The sequence below is a fragment of the Ruegeria sp. D1(2025) genome (assembly GCF_056536425.1).
In genome coordinates this window covers 25903-46300 of the sequence record NZ_JBQFPO010000006.1, presented here as the reverse complement: position 1 = coordinate 46300, position 20398 = coordinate 25903, and the positions used below count along the sequence as shown (strand labels likewise).

Sequence of the window (20398 nt, the reverse complement as noted above, 5' to 3'; positions counted from 1 at the left end):
TGCCTGACTTGGTTGTGGCGGGTTTGACCGCCAAAGGATTTGCTGCTCACCCAATTGTCGCGCCATTGGGCTGTTTGTGCCAAGACCCTCGGCACGTGCCGAAGCCGTTCTACGGACCGACGGCTACTCAAATCATTGAGGACAGTCGATACGCGCGCGGTGATACCCAAGATGGTTCATTTCATGTTCCTGGTAGAACAAAGGATATCGTACTGGCGTGGAGGCAAATCGAGGGTTGTCGTGTAGTAGAGCGGCTGGTGGTAATCCGATCACCTCTCACTGTGGGCACGATTCACCTCCACGGCGCCTGTCTAGTTAAAACTCATGCATCAGAAAATCGAAAAATATATATGGATAGCATGAGAATCCCATATGTAATGCAATCTGGATCGGCGATCAGTCATCATGGGAGCGTTTCGGATTCGGCCCCTTCATCCATAAGCAAATATGTGTTTATGCCTTAATGAAACTCGTTTTTCATAAGGTAATATTTTGCATACAGTCGGTCTCCCGAAGGAGATCCCATGGAAGAGCTTGAAAAATCCCTCAGCCCGGCCGTTGAGACCGTAAGCAGTTTTGCCAGTCGCGTCTGGGCTGAGTTCCTGACCCTAGTCTCGGTACCACAGGCAGTCGCAATCGGGCTGACACTGGTTTTGGCAATAATGCTGAACATCCGGGTAAGGGGGCTTCTGACGCGTCTGTTTTCGGAATTCGGTGGTCGCGCAGCGAAGCGTATCAGCCAGACCGTGTCCTCGATCGCGACGCCAATCGTTTGGGTGCTGGGACTGTGGCTGGCCCTTTTGGTGTTCGGTGAACTTGGCTGGAAGACAGCGCTGATCAGACTTGTCGCCAGCCTGATCAATGCCTGGGTTGTGATCCAGATCGCCTCGACGGTCATCCCCAGCACTTATTGGGCGCGGTGTTTCGCATGGTTCGCGTGGTCGGTCGCTGCATTGAACGCCATTGGGCAACTGGATCCGCTGATCCGATGGATGGACGGGCTGGGAATATCAAGCGGTGATCTGAATATCACTTTGTGGGGCGTGGTGCAGGGTATCTTTGTTACCGCGCTTCTGCTTTGGCTGGCGTTGCTGATCGCAAGAGTGGTGCAAATCAGGCTGGATAAGTCTGAAACCCTGAACGCATCAATGAAGGTTCTGATCGGTAAGATTTCCCGGATCGGCCTCGTGATCCTTGCGGTCATAATGGGAATGCAAGCCGTGGGCGTGAACCTGACGGCCTTCGCCTTCTTTTCCGGTGCTCTCGGCCTGGGTATCGGTCTTGGTATGCAGCGAACGGTTGGAAATCTGGTGGCCGGTTTTACCATGTTGGCTGATCGCTCCATCAAGCCCGGGGACGTGATTGAGGTTGAAACAGGGGATGGACCGACCTACGGCGAGGTCAAGACGCTGGGGTCGAGATACGTGGCAGTCAGAACCCGGGCGGGAACGGAAACCCTTATTCCCAACGAAGTTCTGATTTCGAACGCAGTGACAAACTGGTCATTTTCGGACAAGCGCGTGCGCCGCTCGATCAGTATTGGTGTTGCCTACAACACGGATGTCGAGAATGCGATGAAGCTCTGCGTTGAAGCCGCAGCACGCTGCCGGCGGGTGCTCAAGCAACCAAAGCCGATGTGCCTGCTTAGGGGATTTGGAGATTCCAGCGTCGATCTGGAACTGCGGGTTTGGCTGGGGGACCCCGAAGACGGGGTTGCCAATATCAGCAGTGAGATCCTGCTGGAGGTGTGGAAATCCTTCCAGGAGCATCAGATCGAGATTCCATTTCCCCAACGTGATTTGCACATAAAGAGCATGCCCGAGAGGATTTGAGCGGTGGCCATCTGACACCACCGGCTTTCTGACACCACCGGCTTTCGCCGTTTGTCGGATCAATGCAAGATGACAATCCGGACCGCCAGATTCGGCGGTCAATGGCTTGCTGCCGGAGTACCCGGTTTATCCGCGTTGCTGCCATAGAAACCGACGAGCTGGATTAGGTCGAAGCAGGCTAAGGGCTGTTTCGTCATTTCATTCTGTTCGAATGAGAGCCAAAACAGGTGTGGAAGCGGACCGAGATTTGTGAGTGAGCGACGCCGGGATACCCGAACGCCATCCGGATGCCGGTAATTCCCGCTTCCACGCCGGTTAGATAGGTTTGTTGCGAATTTAAGGAAAACGAATAATAAATATACATACCATGAGAAATTAGAATGGGTGGGGCAGGTGGATATTGCGCTGATAAAGACGTTTTTGGAGGTTGCAGCCACGGGTTCCTTCGTAAACGCCAGTGAGCGGCTGTTCGTGTCTCAGTCCGCCGTGAGCCTGCGTGTTCAACGGCTGGAAGATTCCCTCGGCAAGCAACTTTTTCTTCGCTCGAAGGCGGGTGCGGAACTCACGTCGGCAGGCCGTGAGTTTGAGCGCTATGCCCTGTCTCTCATTAAGATCTGGGAAGAAGCCCGACAACAGGTTGGCATTCCTGAAGGCTTCACCAAGTCGCTGACCATCGGTGCGCAGTATTCGCTTTGGCCGCGCCTGGGGTTTCGGTGGATTGACCAGATGCAGGAGCAGATGCCAACACTGAACATCAGGGCGGAACTTGGTATGCCGGACCGTTTGACACGATTCCTGATCGAAGGGGTCGTTCAGGTGGGGCTGATGTACAATCCACAACTGCGGCCGGGACTGACTGCGCAAAAAGTACTTGAGGAAGATCTCGTTCTGGCGGCCTCCTGGGAAGCCGAGCTGGATGAAGTGTCCGACCGGTATGTCTTTGTCGATTGGGGCCCGGAGTTTGTTCACGCCCACGCGCTTGAGCTGCCCGAACTCACCAATCCCGGATTGACGCTTTCGTTGGGCGCGATGGCGACAGACTACGTTGTAAGGCGCCGCGCAGCAGCTTACTTGCCGGCGCGATTCATCAAACGCCATCTGGACGAAGGCACGCTTCATCTTGTACCGGATGCGCCTATGTTTCCCTATCCGATCTGGTCGATCTGGCGCGATGACATGGATGATGAGATCCGAGCTCATGCCGAGCAGTCTCTTGTGACTATTCGGTCACAGATTGATGAAGTGCAAAACGCCGTCATGGCAGAGCTGGCCGAGATCAGTGAGGGACATATCGTCGAACGCCTTGGAAATCATGAATAACCAATAGAAATGAGTAAAAATCGTTTCATCCATTATTATTTTGAATTTTACTGATCTATAATCTGCCACTATCTCCTGCCCCAGCAGAAATGCTTCCGCCTTCGAGGACGGGTCACTCTTTGTTGGGAAAGGACGAACCCATGAAAAAATGGATTTCTCTGGCCGCTACGGCTCCTGCATTGTTCGTGGCCGGGTCTGTGATTCCTCAAGGTGCGGTTGTCGGTGGCGAAAACCTCGACGACAGGATCGATGTCATTCAGGAAGACTTTGACGCTCTGCGCAACGCGGAAGTCAAACACCGGCCGAGCAACCAGTATGCTCAAAGACCGGCCAATAACTCGCTGGGTTTGTTTCTCATCCACGGCTTCTGAGCCATCCGACAAACCCTCGGGTACTTGGGGGCGGAGCGATCCGCCCTCCTTTTTCGAACATTCCGACAGGGAGGAAGCCCCCATGTTGAGGAGCGTACAAAAAGAACGTGACGTCAGCGGATATGTAGAAGTTCTGACCACGCAGAATTCCGGCGAGGTGTTTGGATACAAGTTTGTGGGTCACGCCGCGGGCCCCCAGGTTGCGGTGATCGGGGCTTGTGCCTCGGCCGCGCAGGCCTTTGACCGGCTTTTGTCCATTCCCACGCTTCCCTGGATGCGCGGCAACCTTGTTCTGATCCGCGCCGATGCATTGGAATGCATCGTCGGAGATCTGTCATCGCTTACGCAAGTTGGTGCAGTGGATCGCACAATGATCCTGCCGTGGACCAATCTGGAAGAGGCTGATCCCGATTTGGTCAGGCGCTACTATCGCGATGTGTTGCGGGCCTGCGCCCGGATGGGAATGATCTCCGGCCGTGGAATTTATGAACCACTCTCAGATGGTGGTGCGTCATGAAAGGCTTTGCAAAGCGGCTTCAATGGGGCCTGTATTTTTCGGTTCTGGCTCTGATTGCATTGTTCATGGCGCAGAATGCCGCCCAGATAGATCTGCAATTTCTCGCCTGGACGATATCAACGCGCCGCGCTGTGCTGGTACTGGCCATGCTTGCAGTGGGTTTCGCGCTTGGCTGGACTGTCGGTCGTCTCAGAAAACGGTACTGAGAACGGCGCACCGGCGGCCACGTCGGCGTTCCAAACCTTCACTTGTGTCAAATTCAGGGGACGAGACCCATGCTGGACGATGTAAACGAACATCGGGAAATGCCAATTGAGCACGCGCTCAGCGAAGCCTTGGGCGGCAATGATGCTGCCCGGGTTTCGTCGTTGCTTGCTGAGTTGCACCACAGCGAGGCGCTGCGTGAGTTGCTTGCGTTGTCGGCAGATGATCGCGACCGTGTACTTGGGTTCGTTCCGGTCGAACTGGCGGCGGACCTGATAGGCGCGGCCCCGAACGAGATGGCCGTCGAACTGGTCGAAAGACTGGAGCCAAATCGCGCAGCCGATATTCTCGCCGAGTTGCACAGTGACATTCAGGCCGACGTCATTGGCGAATTGGAAGCAGAAGGTGCCGAGGCGATCCTTTCCGAAATGGACGAGGAAGACGCCGCCGACATTCGCCGCCTTTCCCAATACGAGGACGACACAGCCGGCGGCCTGATGATGGCCGAAGTGTTTGAGTTTCGTGAAACCGAGACCGTCGGTAAAGTCTTGCGCGGCCTGGCCTCGGAAGACGACGATTTCGAGCGCTACCGGGGTCAACACCCATACATTGTCAATGATCAGGGCAAGCTAGTAGGCGTGGTTTCCTTGCGCGGTCTCCTGACCGCAAAGCGTAGCGCGGTTCTGCACGACATTATGGTGCGTCCGCTGTCGGTCACAGTATCTGAACCGCTGGATCAGCTGGAAGACCTGTTTGACGAGCATCCGTTCCTGGGTGCACCGGTTGTCGACGAGACCGGCCTGCTTGTCGGGGTGGTGTCGCGATCAGCCGTTGCCGAAGCCGTTCTTGAACGGGTGGAAAGCGAAAGCCTGAAACGCCAGGGCGTTGTGGGCGACGAGTTGAGGTCGATGCCGACCTGGCTTCGATCGCGGCGTCGGCTTGCCTGGCTGTCCGCCAACATCGTACTGAACATTTTGGCCGCAAGTGTGATCTCGGCATATGAAGAGACCCTGGCCGCCGTGATCGCGCTTGCCGTGTTTCTTCCAATGGTCTCGGATATGAGCGGATGCTCGGGAAACCAGGCCGTCGGTGTGACCATGCGCGAGCTCAGCCTGAGCCTCGTCCGGCCGCTTGACGCGTTTCGCGTCTGGCTCAAGGAAGTTTCCGTTGGGCTGATAAACGGGATCGCCCTTGGAATTCTGATTGGGCTCGTTGCCTGGGTTTGGAAGGGCAATCCAGCGCTTGGTTTTGTAATCGGCGCGGCGTTGGCTCTCAACACGGTATTGGCGGTCTCAATCGGTGGCGTGGTGCCCCTTCTGCTCAAGCGGCTGGGACAGGATCCGGCAGCCGCGAGCGGCCCATTGTTGACCACGATCACCGACATGGCTGGGTTTTTCTTCGTGCTCAGTTTCGCAACTCTGTTGATGCCGTGGCTCCAGTGACTATGGGGCGTGCCTTCCGAATTTTCACGCCGTTGCGGCGCGCATGCGCCCGACATTTCTGGTCGTCGAATGACCAACCCGCAGAAGCCGAAAGGAACGAAAAATGAAGATTGCAATGCTTGCACGCAATGCCAAGCTCTATTCTCACCAGCGCCTGAAAGAGGCTGCGGAAGAGCGTGGACACCAGCTGGATATCATCGACACCCTGCGCTGCTACATGAATATCGCCTCTCGGCGGCCAGAGGTTTACTACAACGGTGTGAACCTCAAGGGATACGACGCGGTTATCCCGCGGATCGGTGCATCTGTTACCTTCTATGGCACTGCGGTTCTGCGGCAGTTCGAGATGATGGGGGTCTATCCACTGAATGAAAGCGTAGCGATTGGCCGGTCGCGCGACAAACTGCGTTCGATGCAACTTATGGCGCGGGACGGGATCGGTCTTCCCGTGACCACATTCGCGCACGACGCCAAACAGACCGAGGCCGTTCTGAAGCTGGCTGGCGAGGCACCGCTGGTGATCAAACTCCTTGAAGGTACACAAGGTCTGGGCGTGGTGCTTGCGGATACGAACCGGTCGGCCAAATCCGTTTTTGAAGCGTTCCGCGCTACAAACACAAACATCCTGATTCAGGAGTTTATCAAAGAGGCCGGAGGGACGGATATTCGTGCTATTGTCGTTGGCGGTAAGGTCATCGCCGCCATGAAACGGACCGGCGCTGAAGGCGAGTTTCGTTCAAACCTGCATCGTGGCGGGTCGGCGCAGGTGGTGAAACTTTCCGCCGAAGAACGCGCGACGGCGGTTCGGGCGGCGAAGTCCATGGGTTTGAACGCGTGCGGTGTCGATATGCTGCGGGCCAACCACGGCCCGGTTATCATGGAGGTCAACTCTTCTCCGGGACTCGAAGGTGTCGAAAAGGCCACGGGTCTGGATATCGCCGGAAAAATGATTGAGTTCCTTGAAAAGAATGCTGAAAAAGGCACAACCCGCACGCGAGGCAAGGGCTGATGGTGCAGCGCGAGAATTTCACGATTGCAGGACAGGATATCAGGCCTGGAAACCGGTTGACGGTTGACGTGCCCGTCAGTGTGCTGTCGGATCATACACCGGTGTCGATGTCCATTCATGTGGTGCACGGGAAAAAACCCGGACCCGTGGTGTTTGTCAGTGGCGGGATTCACGGTGACGAGGTGATCGGGGTCGAGATCATTCGCCGTGTTCTGGCGGCGAAACAACTGAATGCGCTGTCAGGCACTTTGCTCGCGGTTCCGGTCGTGAATGCCTACGGTCTGATTAACCACTCTCGCTATCTTCCAGACCGGCGAGACCTGAACCGGGTGTTTCCAGGAAGCGAAACCGGTTCACTTGCGTCCCGTCTTGCACACCGCTTTCTGAACGAAGTGGTTAAGCGGGCTGACCTGGGTATCGATCTGCATTCGGCCGCCATTCACCGCACAAACTACCCACAGGTGCGCATAACGCCAGACGATCCCGAGATGGAGGAACTGGCCAGAGTGTTCGGAGCCCCCGTCATTATGAAGTCGTCATTGCGTGAGGGTTCCTTGCGCCATGCGGCCAAGGATATCGGCAAGCCGGTCCTGCTGTTCGAAGCGGGCGAAGGGCTTCGTTTTGACGAGTTTTGCATTCGCGCCGGTGTTGCCGGTGTCCTTCGCATATTGCAGCACAAGGGAATGATCGCCAAGCGCGGCGTATCGAAGCCGAAAGCGTCGCCGCAGTTCTGCCCGTCAAGCAAATGGGTGCGCGCGCCGATGGGCGGACTCCTGCGGATCTTCAAGGACGATGGCGCCCTTGTCCGGCAAGGTGATCAGCTTGCCGTCGTCTCCGACCCTTTCGGTGAGGCCGAGACAGAGATTGTCGCGCCATTTGCGGGGATCATTGTCGGGCGCGCAGTGATGCCAATCGTCAACGAGGGAGACGCGGTATTTCACATTGGCCGCGTCCAGTCCGTTCTGAAAGCGGAAGGCGCCGTTGAAGACCTTGAAGCCCAGCTTGAGGACGATCCGATGTTTGACGAGGATGAGATCATCTGAATTCGGGTCAACGGGTTTGTGAGGTAAGAATGCACCCGACGCCTGAATGTACAGTTCGCTGTCCAGAACGGTGAACCTTGAATTTCGATCCCGGTCGCACGAAAAAGCAGATCTCGAACAAGCACAACAAGCTCCGTGTTGGCGAGCAATGACTCGCGAATCCGCAGGTCAAAAGCCGAACATGGGTGCACCCCAATCGGAGCTTACGCGATCGGGCTAACCTGTACGCCGTGCGCTCCGTCACGAAGCACCTTCAGCTCCAACTCGTCTTCCTCGTGAATCCGGGCCAGAATTTCCTTGCTGCTCACGACGGTAATGGGGTTCCCGCGGTGGGTGACAACGAGGTTTCTGATATCGTGCCTGGCCATCAGATTGAGGGCGGTTGAGAGTTTCGTGCCGGCAGCGCAAGTGACCGGCTTTTCGGTCATCCATTCGTCTACGGTTTGCTCGTAGAAGGCCGATCCGGAGTCAGCGAGACAGAGCAGTACATCATGGTCTGTGATGATCCCGACCAGATCGTCATCCTTTAGAACCGCAAGTGCGTTCACCTCGAGCAGTGCGATCGTGACGGCCGCTTCGAACACCGTTGTATCAACGTCGCAAAACGGGGGCCTTTTCAGTTTCTGCGTTTCGACAATACTTGAGATCGTCATTTATTTTTCCTTGTGAGAGCGCGCCGGTTCAGCGTGATGATCCGGCAGGAGGGAAATACATCAAACCAGTAGTGGCATCATCGCGGTTGCAAGACTTAAGACGAGGAAGAACCCCGCCATGTCCGTGATTGTCGTCAGCAAGGGGCCGCTGGCGACCGCTGGATCCTGACCGATGCGTTTCAGAAGCAAGGGCAGGACCCCACCGATCGAAACAGCGATGACCGTGTTGAAACAAAGCGCGCCGCCGATCACCAACCCAAGAAACGGATTGCCCTTCCAGAGCCAGGCCACGACACCTATCAGAAGACCCAGAACAAGGCCGTTGATCACACCGACCGAAACCTCTTTGACCCAGACCCGCATGGCGTCAAGGGGCCGCACAAGTCCCAGGGAAAGCTCGCGCATACTGACGGCGACCGCCTGATTGCCGGAACAACCACTCATGTCGGACACCATCGGAAGGAACACCGCAAGTGCGATCACGGCAGCAAGCGTATCTTCATAAGCGGCAATCACGCTGGCTGCGATCACATTGAGAACGATGTTGGCCGAGAGCCACTGCAGCCGTCGCCGCGACCGCAAGAACAGGGGCATCGAACGCAGCTCATCGCCGAAAACACCCTGGCGTTTCAGGCTTGCCGATTCCGCGCGTTCCAGCAGAGCGGCATCGACCGCAGATCGGGAGACGACACCCACCAGATGCCCGTCTGCTTCGACAACCGGCAACCCCAGGAACGGGTGCTCGTCGAACAGATCCTGCAATTTTTCCAGCGGCATGGTGGCAGGGACGGTGACCGGTGGCACCATGATGTCGGTGAGCCGTGCACTCCGGCGGGTGGACAACAGGCCGCGCAGCGAAACCACCCCGACCGGCGCGCCATCTGCATCCAGAATGTAGGGGTGTTGACCGCGATAGCGCTCGAGATCGTATTCCTCGTCGGCAAACCGCCTGAGCACTTTGCCCACTGTGTCGGTTTCGGAAAAGGTGAAGGCCTCGGCAACCATGAGACCGCCCGCGAGATCATCGTCATACTCGACCAGCCGCCGCACATCCGCCGCATCTTCGGGGTCCATTCGGGCGAGGATGGCTTCGGCATCCGCGTCTTCCAGCTCGCCGATGACGTCCGCCTGAACATCCGAATCCAGCTCCTCGATGACTTCTGCGGCCTGCTCCGTGACCATGAGTTCCAGAAGCTCGACCGCCAGTGCGTTCGGCGCCTCTTCAACAAGTTCGGCGGCAAGTTCCGATGGCAGCAGCGACAAGGCGGTGCTTCGCTGTTCGACCGACAGGTTGAGCAACTCACGCAGCGCATCGCTGAGAGGCAGCGGATCAAGAACATCCGCGAGCGCGGCCCCGTCACCCTCGGACAGGGCATGATGCAACTGCGCTTCTATTTCCCGGGGTAAGGTGTCCGTGTCGCTCATCGTTGTTTCAATAGGTGGGGATTCCAGTCAGTGCAGGGGCATTTATCAGATATTTTTTGCCTATAGACAAAACATTTTCACCAATATAGGAGAAAATAATGCATGAAGCAGACTGGATATCCTCTGCAGCCGGGCACTTGGCGGCGCTCTATGATCGCGAGTTCGGCGGAAAAGTGAGCGGCCGGTACCGCATTCCCGACAAGCTGGTGCGCCGCATAGCCGGGCGCAGACGCTTGTACGAAGCCGATATCCTGGCGTTGTCCGCCGCACTGTTTGAACTGGGGTATGTGTTGATCGATATGGACACGTTTTACGTTGTGATGAGTGCCAACTCATTTGTGAATTACCGTCGCGCCAACGATGATTGCGCGAGTTAGCTTGTCATGGATAAACGATCCGAGAATCCCGAAATTATCGGCTGGCGTGAGCGTATCAGCCTGCCCGACTTCGGCATTGAGAATATCCCGGCCAAGATAGACACAGGAGCCCGAACCGCGGCGCTCCATGCCGTGGATCAGACTGTTTTCGAGATTGACGGCGAGAGATGGGTCGAGTTCATGATTCCGCTTCAAAACCGTCGGTCAGCCAATCGGGTGCGTACGCGGGTTGTTGATGAGCGTGAGATCAAGAACACCGGCGGTGTTCCAGAGCTTCGGCTGATCGTTCGGACACTGCTTTTTCTTGGGCGACATCGCTGGCATATCGACGTTTCACTGGCCAACCGCGCGAAGATGGAGTTTGATCTCATTCTCGGCCGCACCGCGATCCGAAGGCGCGGCATCCTTGTCGATCCAGGACAGTCCTACTTGTTGGGTCCCCAAAAAGCTTCGTCCTTGATCAAGGGAAATACAAAAACCAAGAGAACAGAGAGACGCCGCAAATGAAACTGGTCATGCTTGCCCGAAATCCCAATCTCTACTCGCATCAGCGGCTCAAGGAGGCCGCCGAGCAAAGGGGGCATGAGCTTGATATCGTGAACACGCTGCGTTGTTACATGAACATCGCCTCGCGGCGGCCCGAGGTCTACTATGACGGCAGGAAGCTTGGGCGCTATGATGCGGTAATCCCGCGGATTGGTGCTTCGGTTACGTTCTACGGGCTGGCGGTGCTCCGGCAATTTGAGATCATGGGGGTCTTCCCACTCAACGAATCCGTGGCAATCGGCAGATCACGCGACAAGCTTCGCTCGATGCAGCTGATGGCGCGGGATGGCATCGGTCTGCCGGTCACCACATTCGCCCATGATCCCAAGCAAACCGACGAAGTCCTCAAGCTGGCGGGTGATGCGCCGCTGGTGGTCAAGCTATTGGAAGGCACGCAGGGCATCGGCGTGGTGCTAGCCGATACAAACCGGTCGGCCAAATCTGTTGTCGAGGCCTTCCGGGGCGCGAAAGTCAACATTCTGGTCCAGGAGTTCATCAAGGAGGCGGGCGGCACCGATATTCGTGTGCTTGTGGTTGGTGGGCGGGTGATCGCCGCGATGCAACGAAAAGGGGCCGAAGGTGAGTTCCGATCCAACCTTCACCGCGGCGGAAGTGCGAAACCTATCAAAATCTCGCCCGAAGAGCGTTCTACCGCTTTGCGCGCGGCCAAAACCATGGGCTTGAATGTCTGCGGCGTCGACATGCTGCGCACCAATCATGGTGCCGTGGTCATGGAGGTGAATTCCTCGCCAGGCCTTGAGGGCGTGGAAAAGGCAACCGGCATTGATGTTGCGGGCAAGATCGTCGAGTTTCTGGAAAAGAATGCCGCCAAGGGAAGCACCAGGACACGCGGGCGCGGCTAGCGGTCCGGTGTTCGAAAGCGGGAACCTGGTTATCTCTCGGCTGAGGGGGCAATCAGGCGGCTAGGCCAAAGGGAAAACGCGGGGCAGTTGTCCGCCCCGCGCCGGTTTACGGGATGGGCCGCAATCTGCGGCTCGCCAGCACCTCCCAAGTGGCGAGCGCGATCAGCGCCGATCCCGTCAGCCATGCATTTGCCACTGCCACAGTATGGTCAGTGAAGCTCAGCAACTCGGGTGCAGCGATCAGAAGAACCCCGATTGCCGCTGCCGGAGCCACCCGTGCGAGAAGGTGGCTCCGGTCGCCAGCGCCAGACATGACCAGGACACCAATGCCAAAGGCCATGAAGGCGACAGATTCTTGAACAGCCATGCCCCTTAGAAGGGTTTCCTGACTGAACAGGACAAAGGGGGACAGAACCAACCAGATACCGGTTGCCGCTGGCAGCCATTTATAGGGCGGGGTTGGTTTTCTCATGACCCTGTTGACCGTTGTTTACTGATCCCCGGCAGAAGCTGGCAGAAGTTCGGCGTCGACAGCGGCAATCAATTCGTCGTCATTGATGAAGCCGTCGGCATCGGTGTCGATCTCCAGAAAGAGATCTTCTGACACTTCAGGATACTTTGTCTGAAGCTCTGCCAATGACGCCAGGCCGTCACCATCGACATCAAGATCAGTGGGCATTGCGAATGCCGGAAGGGCAAGCAGCGATGAGAGCAGAGCAGCAATAGAAACTCGACTCATTTTGTTCTCCGTCAGAATATGGGCAGCAAACCCATTTTGGGGTTGGTGTAGCGCTCCGGTGTCGGCGGCATTTCCACGGGTTTCAGATTGCAACGGTTCCTCAGCTCGGGATCTCCACTACAAAATGAGAAATGTTGATTGGCGGTCCGATATGGTGGGGGCACTTTCGCGCTACACGGGGTATATGGCACGAACGCATTGTATTGAAAAACGAATTTTTATCGCTGATAGTATCGAATAATCGAATAGATGAGTCGTGAGAGCCAAGCTCTTTGTATCTTCGTGGATCCCGTTGATACGGACCCTGTTTCGAAGCTGTGAACAGGGCGCTTCTCAGACAATCTACCGCGAGTTTGACGTTCCGGCTGGATCACCCTTGAACCTAAAAGGTTAGAAGGTATGCGTGCTCGTTCATTAGGATCGGGGTCGTTCGCCAATCCTCAGTTTTCTGTGGGCTGATTTACTGATGTTGCAGTCATGTTGATCGGGGGATGCGCCCAGTTGTCATCGGGCGTGAACGGAACTCAAGCTCTGCCGCTTCCCGATCTGGCAATTTCGCCTTCTGCAATCGCTGCAGGATGTCTGCCGGAATCGGTGCAGCATGAGGGCTTGGTTTTTGCCGGACGTGAAGCTCCATGAACTCGCAAACGGCCGATAGTTCACCTTTGTTCAGCATCTGCATGTGCAAATGAAAGCGTTTTTCATCACAGTCCAGAACTCGGGTTTCAATGCGAAGTCGGTCCGCTTCCTTGACTTCTCGCAGGTAAAACTTGTGATCTTCCAGCAGGTAGATCGTACATCCGGTGCGTGTGCGATAATCGGCATCGAAGCCGACCTCATCCTGCATTGCGTCGACCGCAAGGCTGAAAACCAGCCCGTAATAGGCATCCCGCATGTGGCCGTTGTAGTCGATCCACTCGGGCCTCACGGTAGTTTCAAAGATGAATATCATGCCGTTGGGGCCTTCAGGTCATAAAACCGCGCGGCAGTATCATGGAATACGGCCGCCTGAACCTCAGCCGGAATCAGATCACGGTAAGCCTGCACCAGCGTCGCGTAATCGCTGTAGAGTTTGTCGACCGGGAAGTTCGATCCGAACATGACCCGCTCTGGTCCGAATTGTTCAAGACAGACTTCCACGATGGGGTGAATACTGTCGGTGGTCCAGGTGTGATCGAACATGCCCAGACCGGACAGCTTGCAGGTTACATGCGGCAAGTCGGACAGGACGCGCAATTGTAATGCCCAGTCTTTCAGGCCCGTTGGGCTGCGGTCATGGGGCGATCCGGCATGGCAGAGCGCAATCGGCGTCTCCGGCGCCTGCGAAAGAACGCGGGCGGTCTTCTCCATCAATTCAGGAATAAGTTGCAGATCGAAGCTGAGCTTTCGTTGTCCGGCTTCTTGCAAGCCAGCCAGGAAGTGTGGATCGTCCAGCAAAGCATTGGTGCCGGTTTGCGCGTCCTCTCCGGGCGCGCGACCGACGATCTGGCGCACGCCACGCACAGTCGGCAGGGTCTGAAATGTGTCCAGTCGGTCGGACAGATCGGGCGACGTCAGGTCACAGAACACAACCTGCGCCATCGGCCAGTCCGGGGAGGCGTCGGCGACGGATTGAACCCATCTGGCTTCGTCCAGACCGTTCTCGGCCCCCACCTGGATATGCACCGAAGCGCGGATGCCGCAGGCTGCGGCGTCTGCGCGAAATTCGGTCAACTGGTAATCCCGCTGAATGGGTGTCGGGTCACCAAAGAACCTGTCCACCCCGCGCGCCATCAGCCATGGGTAATGCACCGCGGTAAGATCCCAAAGGTGGTGATGCGCGTCAATCCAGCCGGTCATGTTCGCGGTACCCTTGCCATGCGCCCCAGAATGTCGACACCCTGTTGTTTCCAGAAATGCAGAAGGTCGATGAAAATCCAGTTCTCGGCAAGTTTGTCACCCTTACGGCGATAGATGTCGATCACCCGGAACTCGGCAGCTTTGTCGGTGGCAGGCATCCCCATAAACCCGCCGGTGGGACGGGCCGTGAAATTCGGCCATCCGAAAAACCCGCCATAACACCCTTCCGCCATCCGACAAATGTGCTTGGTTTTCGACCGGTCCGCGAAGCCTGCGCGGAAGGGGCCTGAATGCTGCTGTGCGTAGCGCTCGATCGTGTAGGTTGCACCGATACCGGATGGACCCCACCAGATCATGTCTTCGCACCATGTGCGCCTCAGCTCGTCCTCAAGGCTGAGACCGCTATCCCATTGGCCCAGATCGGAAATCATTGCGTTGATGGTCGCCAGGGTCCGTTCTCCTTCCTCGGCGGGTTGGGGTCCGAACATCAGACCGTCGTGCGTCATCGGCCCGGGCTGGACAAGCTGAGCTGCGGTCTGCGGCGGGAATGGCTGCAACCCGGCCTGCATCATGAGATGAGGAATATCGAAATACATCGCCGTCTCGGTGATCTTGCCGTTCTCGACCTTGTTGAACTCGCAATATCGCAGAAACGCCATCTTGCCTGTGGGGGCGATGCCCAGCCACGCATTGTCGAACAGCCCCATCAGATGGCCCATGGAAACAACCCAAACCGAGGAAAATCCGTCCATCTCGTTTCGGCCGGCCATGAACACGTCCATCCGTCGCTGCATATGCCGCAGGCTGTGCCTTAGAGGTTGCCAGAATCTCTGTGCCACTGCGTCGGTGCCACGCAATTCATCAAACGGATGGAATCCGCGCCACAAGTAGTCTTCGGCACAGAACTCGGACATCGCGTCAGCGGCGGCCGATTCTCCGTTCTTGCTGAGTGCTTCGTAGTACTCGACGACGACGGCTTTTTGGGCTTCGTAGGACATTTTCAATTTCTTTCAGTGCTCTAAGCGCTGGGATGGAGCTGTATGCCACGGATGGCAAGGGGCGATTTTGCATGCGCATGCAAAAAAAACTTGCCAGATGTTTCTTTTGCTGTCTATGCTTTTTGCAAACGTATGCACGCTAGGTCCAGCTGGGAGGGCAGAATGGCCGAAATTCAACTTCGCAATGTTGGAAAGCGTTGGGGTTCTTTTGTGGGGGTTGATAATTTTGACCTGACGATTTCCGACAAGGAGTTTCTAGTTCTTCTTGGCCCGTCAGGCTGCGGCAAGACGACAACCATGCGCATGATCGCCGGTCTGGAAGATGCCAGCGAGGGTGACATCCTGATCGACGGGACTCGCGTGAACGACATGGAGCCCAAGGATCGTGACGTGGCGATGGTGTTCCAGTCCTATGCACTGTACCCGAACATGAACGTTTACGAGAACATCCGGTTCCCGCTGAAGGTCCGCGGAATCGACCCGTCCACGCATGACGAAAAAGTACGCCGTGCATCGGCAATGGTGGAACTGGACGACTTCCTGCATCGCAAGCCTGCGGAATTGTCCGGTGGTCAGCGTCAGCGCGTCGCGCTTGCTCGCGCCATCGTGCGCGAGCCGAACGTATTCCTGATGGACGAGCCGCTGTCCAACCTTGACGCCAAGCTGCGCGTGTCTACCCGGGCACAGATCAAGAACCTCAGCCACGAACTGGCGGTGACCACGATCTATGTGACCCACGACCAGATCGAAGCGATGACGCTGGCCGATCGTGTTGTGGTCATGAAACAGGGCGTGGTGCAGCAGGTTGGTAGCCCGACCGACATTTACGACACTCCGGCCAACACTTTTGTCGCCAGCTTCATCGGCAACCCTGCGATGAACCTGATGGAAGGTGAGGCACGGGGCGGCACCTTCACGGCCAAAAACGTTGAAATTTCCGGGCTGAACGCTCCGGACGGCCCGCTGACATTAGGCTTCCGGGCCGAAGATGCCGGCCTTGCTGCCGAAGGGCAGGGGCAGATCAACGCCCCGATCTACACGCAGGAATTGCTGGGGGACGCCACTATGATTTCGGTTCGCGTTGGCGGTGCCCTCATATCGGTGAAGGCAGACAAGAATTTCCGGGCAGAGATCGACGACATGGTTTCAATCTCGGTTCCGGCCGAAATCTGCCATCTGTTTGATGGCAAGACCGGCGCCCGGATCTGAACACGGCCCTGCTCAATGATCGGGGCGAACCCCGGCAACAAAACTTCATGCGCGAACGGGCCTCGCGCTCAAATTCTCAAAACAACAGGGAGACAGAAATGTTCCTAAGAAAAATCGCTACAGCAACCGCCTTTGTGGGCCTGATGAGCTCGGCAGCTTATGCCGCCAATTGCGGCCCCGAGGGGCAATCGATCCGCATTCTGGCCAGTGACTTTCCGGCAATCCACGCCGTCGCGGGAGCCGCCGAAGCCAATTGTGGTGGGGCAGCGGCTGAATTCAACACCAACCACACCACCGAAGCGCGCTCGATCATGAACGCCGCTCTGACCCCGAACCCGTCGGAATATACATCGGTGATCCTGGCCAACTCGACGTTGACCCAGCTGATGAACGACGGTCTGGTGCGGCCGCTGAACGATCTGGTCGAAAAATACAAAGACAGCATCCCGCCGAACCTGCTGATCACCATCGATGGCAATGTCATGGCTGTGGCCTTCATGGCGAACTCGCAGCACCTGTTCTCGCGCAAGGATATCCTGGAACAAGCTGGTTTCGACGGCATCCCGGCCACCTATGAAGAGGTTCTTGAAGCCGCTGAGAAAATCCGTGCTGCCGGTATCATGGAACATCCGATCGCAATGAACCTTCAGACCGGATGGAACCTGGCCGAGGTGTTCAACATGATCTATCTCGGTCATGGCGGTGAGTTCTTTGTACCCGGGTCGGCCGAGCCGTCGATCAACAACGAAAAAGGCGTGGCCGCACTGGAAGTCATGAAGGCTCTGGCGGAATACGCCCACCCCGACCACCTGACCCACGCGTCAAACGAAACGCAGGGCCTCTGGGAATCTGGTCAGGCGGCTCTGGCCGTCATGTGGGGTTCGCGCGGCGCGCCAATTCTGGATGATGAAGGGTCCACCGAAGAGGTGACCTCGAATACTGTTTTGTCGGCTGCACCAACCGTTGGCGGCGGATCGATCCCATCTGCCACGCTGTGGTGGGACGGTATTACCATCGCATCCAACGTGTCGGATGAAGAGGCCGAGGCATCCTTTGCGGCATTGATCAGCGCGCTGACCCCGGAAATGGTTGCAGCAAACAACGATGATGCCGTCTGGCTGCTTGACGGGTTCCAGCCCGGACCGGCTGCAGCAGGGGTTGCAGAGACCGTTAGCGGTGGTGCGAAACCCTATCCGATGATCCCGCAAATAGGCCTTCTGCATGCGGCACTTGGTGCGGAGCTGGCGGATTTTCTGAAGGGTGACGAAAGCGCTGAACAGGCGTTGGCGGATGTTGAAGCCGCCTACCGGACGTCGGCCAAAGAAGCCGGCTTTCTCAAGTAACACTCCCCGACTTGAGGGGGCGCAATCTGCCCCCCTCATCTTTTTCCGGACTAAAGACTGGGACGTACGCCATGAAGCACCGCACCTTTTTCTGGTTCATTCTGCCCACGCTTTCCGCGATGATCCTGTTCATCGCTCTGCCGATCGTCTCGGTTTTCGTCCAATCGCTCTTTGTCGAGCATGAGCAGGTTCTGCTGGTTTCCGAAAGCTGCGGGCCATTTGGGTGTACCCCGACCACCACGGTCGACACCGAGGCCACTGCAAAGCTGCGCGCAGAACAACCCCTTGGGCGGTTCAACGGTCTGGGCACATATATCAACCGTTCACACCTGGCTTTTGCCGAGATCGGAGAAGCGTGGGCAAGCTCTGAAAGCCTGGGTGATTTTTGGGCTAAGGTGTATAACCTGCCGTTCTACAGCGCCCTGACATTCACCCTGGCCTATACCTTTATTGTCACGCCGTTGGTGTTGGCCCTTGGGCTGGCCATTGCCGTAGGCGTCAACAATCTGCCCCGCGCGCTCAAAGGGGTTGCGATCTTCATTTCGCTTCTGCCGTTTCTTGTTACACCGCTTGTCGGCTCGCTGATTCTGTTCTGGATGGTCGATGGTGATGGTGTAATCGGCGCCACCATTCAACGCATATTCAATGATCCGACACTCAGTCTGAAGGCGTCGACGGCGCTGACATGGACCATGCTGATGGTTTACGGCGTGTGGCATACCCTGCCGTTCAGTTTCATCACCTTCTACGCGGGTCTGCAAACCGTCCCCGATGATACGATGGAAGCGGCACAGATCGATGGCGCGACGAAGTGGCAGCGCTTGATCCATGTGATCGTTCCACACCTGATGCCGCTGGTTTCGTTTGTGACGCTCATGCTGATCATGGATAACTTCCGCGTTTTTGAGCCGATCGTCAGCTTCAAAGCCGAGGCCCACGCACAGTCGCTCAGCTGGATCATCTACAATGATCTGCGCGAAAGCGGCAATCCGCTCTATGCCTCAGCAGGTGCGACTTCGCTGATAACTATCATCCTTGCGGTCATCCTGATGTCTCCGGTGCTTGTTCGCACCTGGCGCGACTTCACCCGTAAATCTCACTGAGGACACGACATGGCGACCAAAGCACAATCCCGCATGACCCCGCTAAAGCTGTTCTCTTACGGTTTCGTGGCCCTCTGGCTGCTGATCGCTGCCTTCCCGTTCTTCTGGACCTTCTGGGGCAGCTTCAAGGTACAGGCCGACTTCTTGTCCAAGGCCAACTGGATGAATGCCCTGACCGGTGCCAACACGATAGAGCAAACCGGCAGCGCCTTTACCGGTGCCGGCTATCACGGGGCGTGGGTTCTGGAAGATTTCTGGTTCAACTTCAAGAACACCGGCATTGTGGTCTTCTTCACCGTGCTGATCTCGCTGACCTTCGGAACGCTGGGGGGATATGCGTTGGCGCGATCCGGTTTCCGCTATGCGTTCTGGATCCTGATGGCTGCGCTGGTCTTCCGCGCGATGCCGCATATGACGCTGGTCTCGGGTTACCTGCTGTGGTTCTTCGAGTGGAATGTCTGGGGCATCCTGCCGACCACCATCATCGTGCTTGTGGCGATCAACCAGCCCTTTACCCTGTGGATGCTGCACTCGTTCTTCAAGAACATTCCCAAGGACATGGACGAAAGCGCCATGGTTGATGGCTGCACCCGGTTTCAGGCCTTTCGGCATGTTATTGTCCCGGTCATGTGGCCCGGAGTGATCACCACAGGTCTGTTCAGCTTCCTGCTGGCCTATAACGACTTTACCGTGGCCGTAATGCTGCTGAGTGAAGAGAACGAGACCATCATTCCCGCCATCAACAGCTTCATGGGCACCACGCAGGTTGAAGGCAAGGTCATGTATGCCGTCGCAGCCGTGGTTTCGGCCACTGCCCCGTTGTTCGTACTGATCCTGTTCTTCCAGCGCCAGATCGTCAGCGGTCTTACAGCAGGGGCGGTCAAGGGCTGATGAGTGCATCTGCAAGACATAACGCCATTGCGCGCCACCCGGCGCTCAACCGGATGCCAAGGGATTTTCTGACGGCCGACTAACCCTCCCCGTCCACACAGAAAACCTCTTGGCAACCAGATAAGGAATAGAGACATGAAGGGTTCCCGCCCTGAACAGGCCGTGCTGACACGAGACACGGACATGAGCAAAACCGAACAAACCCGAGCCGTGATCGAGGGGATGGTCGACGGTTTGAACGACCACCGCATCGACGATATCGGCGAGTTTTTCGCGAAAGGGTTCCGTTGGCTGGGCAACCAGGGCTGCGGCACCAAGACCGGGTTGAAGGAATTTCAGGAAAACTGGCAGCGCCCGTTTCAGGCGGCGTTTTCCGACAAGACCTGCATCGACGAAGCGCGCCTCTACATGGGCGAGTGGGCCGCAGCCTTTGGCCGGCAGGAGGCGACACATTCGGGCGAGTTTCTGGGCATCGCCCCCACCGGCAAGCGGGTCGAGATCCGCTACATGGACTTCTGGAAAGTCGTTGACGGCAAGATCGTCGACAATTGGGTGAATGTCGATTTTGCCCACGTTGCCGCGCAGCTGGGCGTTGATCTGTTCAATGGCGAAGGCTGGGAAGCATTTGACCGGGGAGAGAAGGTTCCGCCCCGGCCCGAAAACTGAGGATTAGG

General features: G+C 56.9%; 23 protein-coding genes. 16 read left to right on the top strand and 7 right to left on the bottom strand.

Annotation, left to right across the window (positions count from 1 at the left end; translation table 11 throughout):
• Positions 1-524 precede the first annotated feature (524 nt).
• The 8 genes from ACR1XU_RS14945 (at position 525) to ACR1XU_RS14910 (ending at position 7738) form a co-directional block, all read left to right on the top strand.
• Positions 525-1832 (top strand): mechanosensitive ion channel family protein, encoded by a 1308-nt coding sequence (locus ACR1XU_RS14945; protein ID WP_480812757.1) that lies wholly within the window; start codon positions 525-527, stop codon positions 1830-1832.
• 393 nt (positions 1833-2225) lie between these two features.
• The gene (locus ACR1XU_RS14940) at positions 2226-3152 is read left to right on the top strand and encodes a LysR family transcriptional regulator (protein ID WP_480908273.1); all 927 of its coding nucleotides are present in this window, start codon (positions 2226-2228) and stop codon (positions 3150-3152) included.
• Positions 3153-3292: 140 nt separating this feature from the next.
• Positions 3293-3523, top strand: a complete 231-nt coding sequence (locus ACR1XU_RS14935; RefSeq protein WP_480812755.1) for a hypothetical protein — start codon at positions 3293-3295, stop codon at positions 3521-3523.
• Between the two features lie 82 nt (positions 3524-3605).
• On the top strand, positions 3606-4040 hold the full coding sequence (locus ACR1XU_RS14930) for a hypothetical protein (RefSeq protein ID WP_170806823.1): 435 nt from the start codon (positions 3606-3608) through the stop codon (positions 4038-4040).
• The gene (locus ACR1XU_RS14925; protein WP_480908276.1) at positions 4037-4246 is read left to right on the top strand and encodes a hypothetical protein; all 210 of its coding nucleotides are present in this window, start codon (positions 4037-4039) and stop codon (positions 4244-4246) included. The genes ACR1XU_RS14930 and ACR1XU_RS14925 overlap by 4 nt, the downstream gene beginning before the upstream one ends.
• A 69-nt stretch (positions 4247-4315) precedes the next feature.
• Positions 4316-5686, top strand: a complete 1371-nt coding sequence (mgtE, locus tag ACR1XU_RS14920) for a magnesium transporter (RefSeq protein ID WP_480908278.1) — start codon at positions 4316-4318, stop codon at positions 5684-5686.
• Between the two features lie 103 nt (positions 5687-5789).
• Positions 5790-6695 (top strand): 30S ribosomal protein S6--L-glutamate ligase, encoded by a 906-nt coding sequence (rimK, locus tag ACR1XU_RS14915; protein WP_170806825.1) that lies wholly within the window; start codon positions 5790-5792, stop codon positions 6693-6695.
• Complete coding sequence (locus ACR1XU_RS14910; RefSeq protein WP_480908280.1) at positions 6695-7738, top strand: succinylglutamate desuccinylase/aspartoacylase family protein; 1044 nt, start codon at positions 6695-6697, stop codon at positions 7736-7738. The genes rimK (ACR1XU_RS14915) and ACR1XU_RS14910 overlap by 1 nt, the downstream gene beginning before the upstream one ends.
• Positions 7739-7941: 203 nt before the next feature.
• Here ACR1XU_RS14910 and ACR1XU_RS14905 read toward each other — a convergent pair whose 3' ends face one another.
• Both ACR1XU_RS14905 and mgtE (ACR1XU_RS14900) read right to left on the bottom strand, forming a co-directional pair.
• Positions 7942-8391: a CBS domain-containing protein gene (locus ACR1XU_RS14905; protein WP_480908282.1), complete on the bottom strand. Its 450-nt coding sequence runs from the start codon at positions 8389-8391 to the stop codon at positions 7942-7944.
• 60 nt (positions 8392-8451) lie between these two features.
• Positions 8452-9816, bottom strand: a complete 1365-nt coding sequence (gene mgtE, locus ACR1XU_RS14900) for a magnesium transporter (protein WP_170806828.1) — start codon at positions 9814-9816, stop codon at positions 8452-8454.
• A 98-nt stretch (positions 9817-9914) separates the two neighbouring features.
• Between mgtE (ACR1XU_RS14900) and ACR1XU_RS14895 the strand changes: the two genes are divergently transcribed.
• Genes ACR1XU_RS14895 through rimK (ACR1XU_RS14885) form a run of 3 tightly spaced genes read left to right on the top strand, consistent with a single transcriptional unit; the run spans position 9915 to position 11602 of the window.
• Complete coding sequence (locus ACR1XU_RS14895; protein ID WP_480908284.1) at positions 9915-10193, top strand: hypothetical protein; 279 nt, start codon at positions 9915-9917, stop codon at positions 10191-10193.
• Positions 10194-10199: 6 nt separating this feature from the next.
• On the top strand, positions 10200-10700 hold the full coding sequence (locus tag ACR1XU_RS14890) for an ATP-dependent zinc protease family protein (protein ID WP_480812750.1): 501 nt from the start codon (positions 10200-10202) through the stop codon (positions 10698-10700).
• Entirely contained in the window at positions 10697-11602 is a 906-nt protein-coding gene (gene rimK, locus ACR1XU_RS14885) for a 30S ribosomal protein S6--L-glutamate ligase (RefSeq protein ID WP_480812749.1), read from the top strand. Before ACR1XU_RS14890 ends, rimK (ACR1XU_RS14885) begins: the two co-directional genes overlap by 4 nt.
• A gap of 106 nt (positions 11603-11708) precedes the next feature.
• On the opposite strand, the gene ACR1XU_RS14880 is transcribed toward rimK (ACR1XU_RS14885), so the two are convergent.
• The 5 genes from ACR1XU_RS14880 to ACR1XU_RS14860 form a co-directional block, all read right to left on the bottom strand.
• Complete coding sequence (locus ACR1XU_RS14880) at positions 11709-12074, bottom strand: SPW repeat domain-containing protein (RefSeq protein ID WP_480812748.1); 366 nt, start codon at positions 12072-12074, stop codon at positions 11709-11711.
• A gap of 18 nt (positions 12075-12092) precedes the next feature.
• Positions 12093-12434 (bottom strand): EF-hand domain-containing protein, encoded by a 342-nt coding sequence (locus ACR1XU_RS14875; RefSeq protein ID WP_480908287.1) that lies wholly within the window; start codon positions 12432-12434, stop codon positions 12093-12095.
• A gap of 382 nt (positions 12435-12816) precedes the next feature.
• Entirely contained in the window at positions 12817-13293 is a 477-nt protein-coding gene (locus ACR1XU_RS14870; protein WP_480908289.1) for a thioesterase family protein, read from the bottom strand.
• On the bottom strand, positions 13290-14180 hold the full coding sequence (locus tag ACR1XU_RS14865; protein ID WP_480908291.1) for an amidohydrolase family protein: 891 nt from the start codon (positions 14178-14180) through the stop codon (positions 13290-13292). The genes ACR1XU_RS14870 and ACR1XU_RS14865 overlap by 4 nt, the downstream gene beginning before the upstream one ends.
• A complete protein-coding gene (locus ACR1XU_RS14860) occupies positions 14177-15178 on the bottom strand; it encodes a nuclear transport factor 2 family protein (RefSeq protein ID WP_480908293.1) in 1002 nt (333 codons plus the stop codon). Before ACR1XU_RS14860 ends, ACR1XU_RS14865 begins: the two co-directional genes overlap by 4 nt.
• A 162-nt stretch (positions 15179-15340) precedes the next feature.
• Here ACR1XU_RS14860 and ACR1XU_RS14855 point away from each other — a divergent pair, with 162 nt between their 5' ends.
• From ACR1XU_RS14855 to ACR1XU_RS14835, 5 genes are all read left to right on the top strand, one after another.
• Positions 15341-16387 carry an ABC transporter ATP-binding protein gene (locus ACR1XU_RS14855; protein WP_170463835.1) on the top strand — a complete coding sequence of 349 codons (1047 nt, stop codon included), beginning with the start codon at positions 15341-15343 and terminating at the stop codon, positions 16385-16387.
• A 98-nt stretch (positions 16388-16485) separates the two neighbouring features.
• A complete protein-coding gene (locus tag ACR1XU_RS14850; RefSeq protein ID WP_170682668.1) occupies positions 16486-17730 on the top strand; it encodes an extracellular solute-binding protein in 1245 nt (414 codons plus the stop codon).
• 71 nt (positions 17731-17801) lie between these two features.
• On the top strand, positions 17802-18833 hold the full coding sequence (locus ACR1XU_RS14845; RefSeq protein WP_170611510.1) for a carbohydrate ABC transporter permease: 1032 nt from the start codon (positions 17802-17804) through the stop codon (positions 18831-18833).
• A 9-nt stretch (positions 18834-18842) separates the two neighbouring features.
• Positions 18843-19724: a carbohydrate ABC transporter permease gene (locus ACR1XU_RS14840; RefSeq protein ID WP_170463829.1), complete on the top strand. Its 882-nt coding sequence runs from the start codon at positions 18843-18845 to the stop codon at positions 19722-19724.
• 135 nt (positions 19725-19859) lie between these two features.
• On the top strand, positions 19860-20390 hold the full coding sequence (locus tag ACR1XU_RS14835; protein WP_480908295.1) for an ester cyclase: 531 nt from the start codon (positions 19860-19862) through the stop codon (positions 20388-20390).
• Positions 20391-20398: the final 8 nt, after the last annotated feature.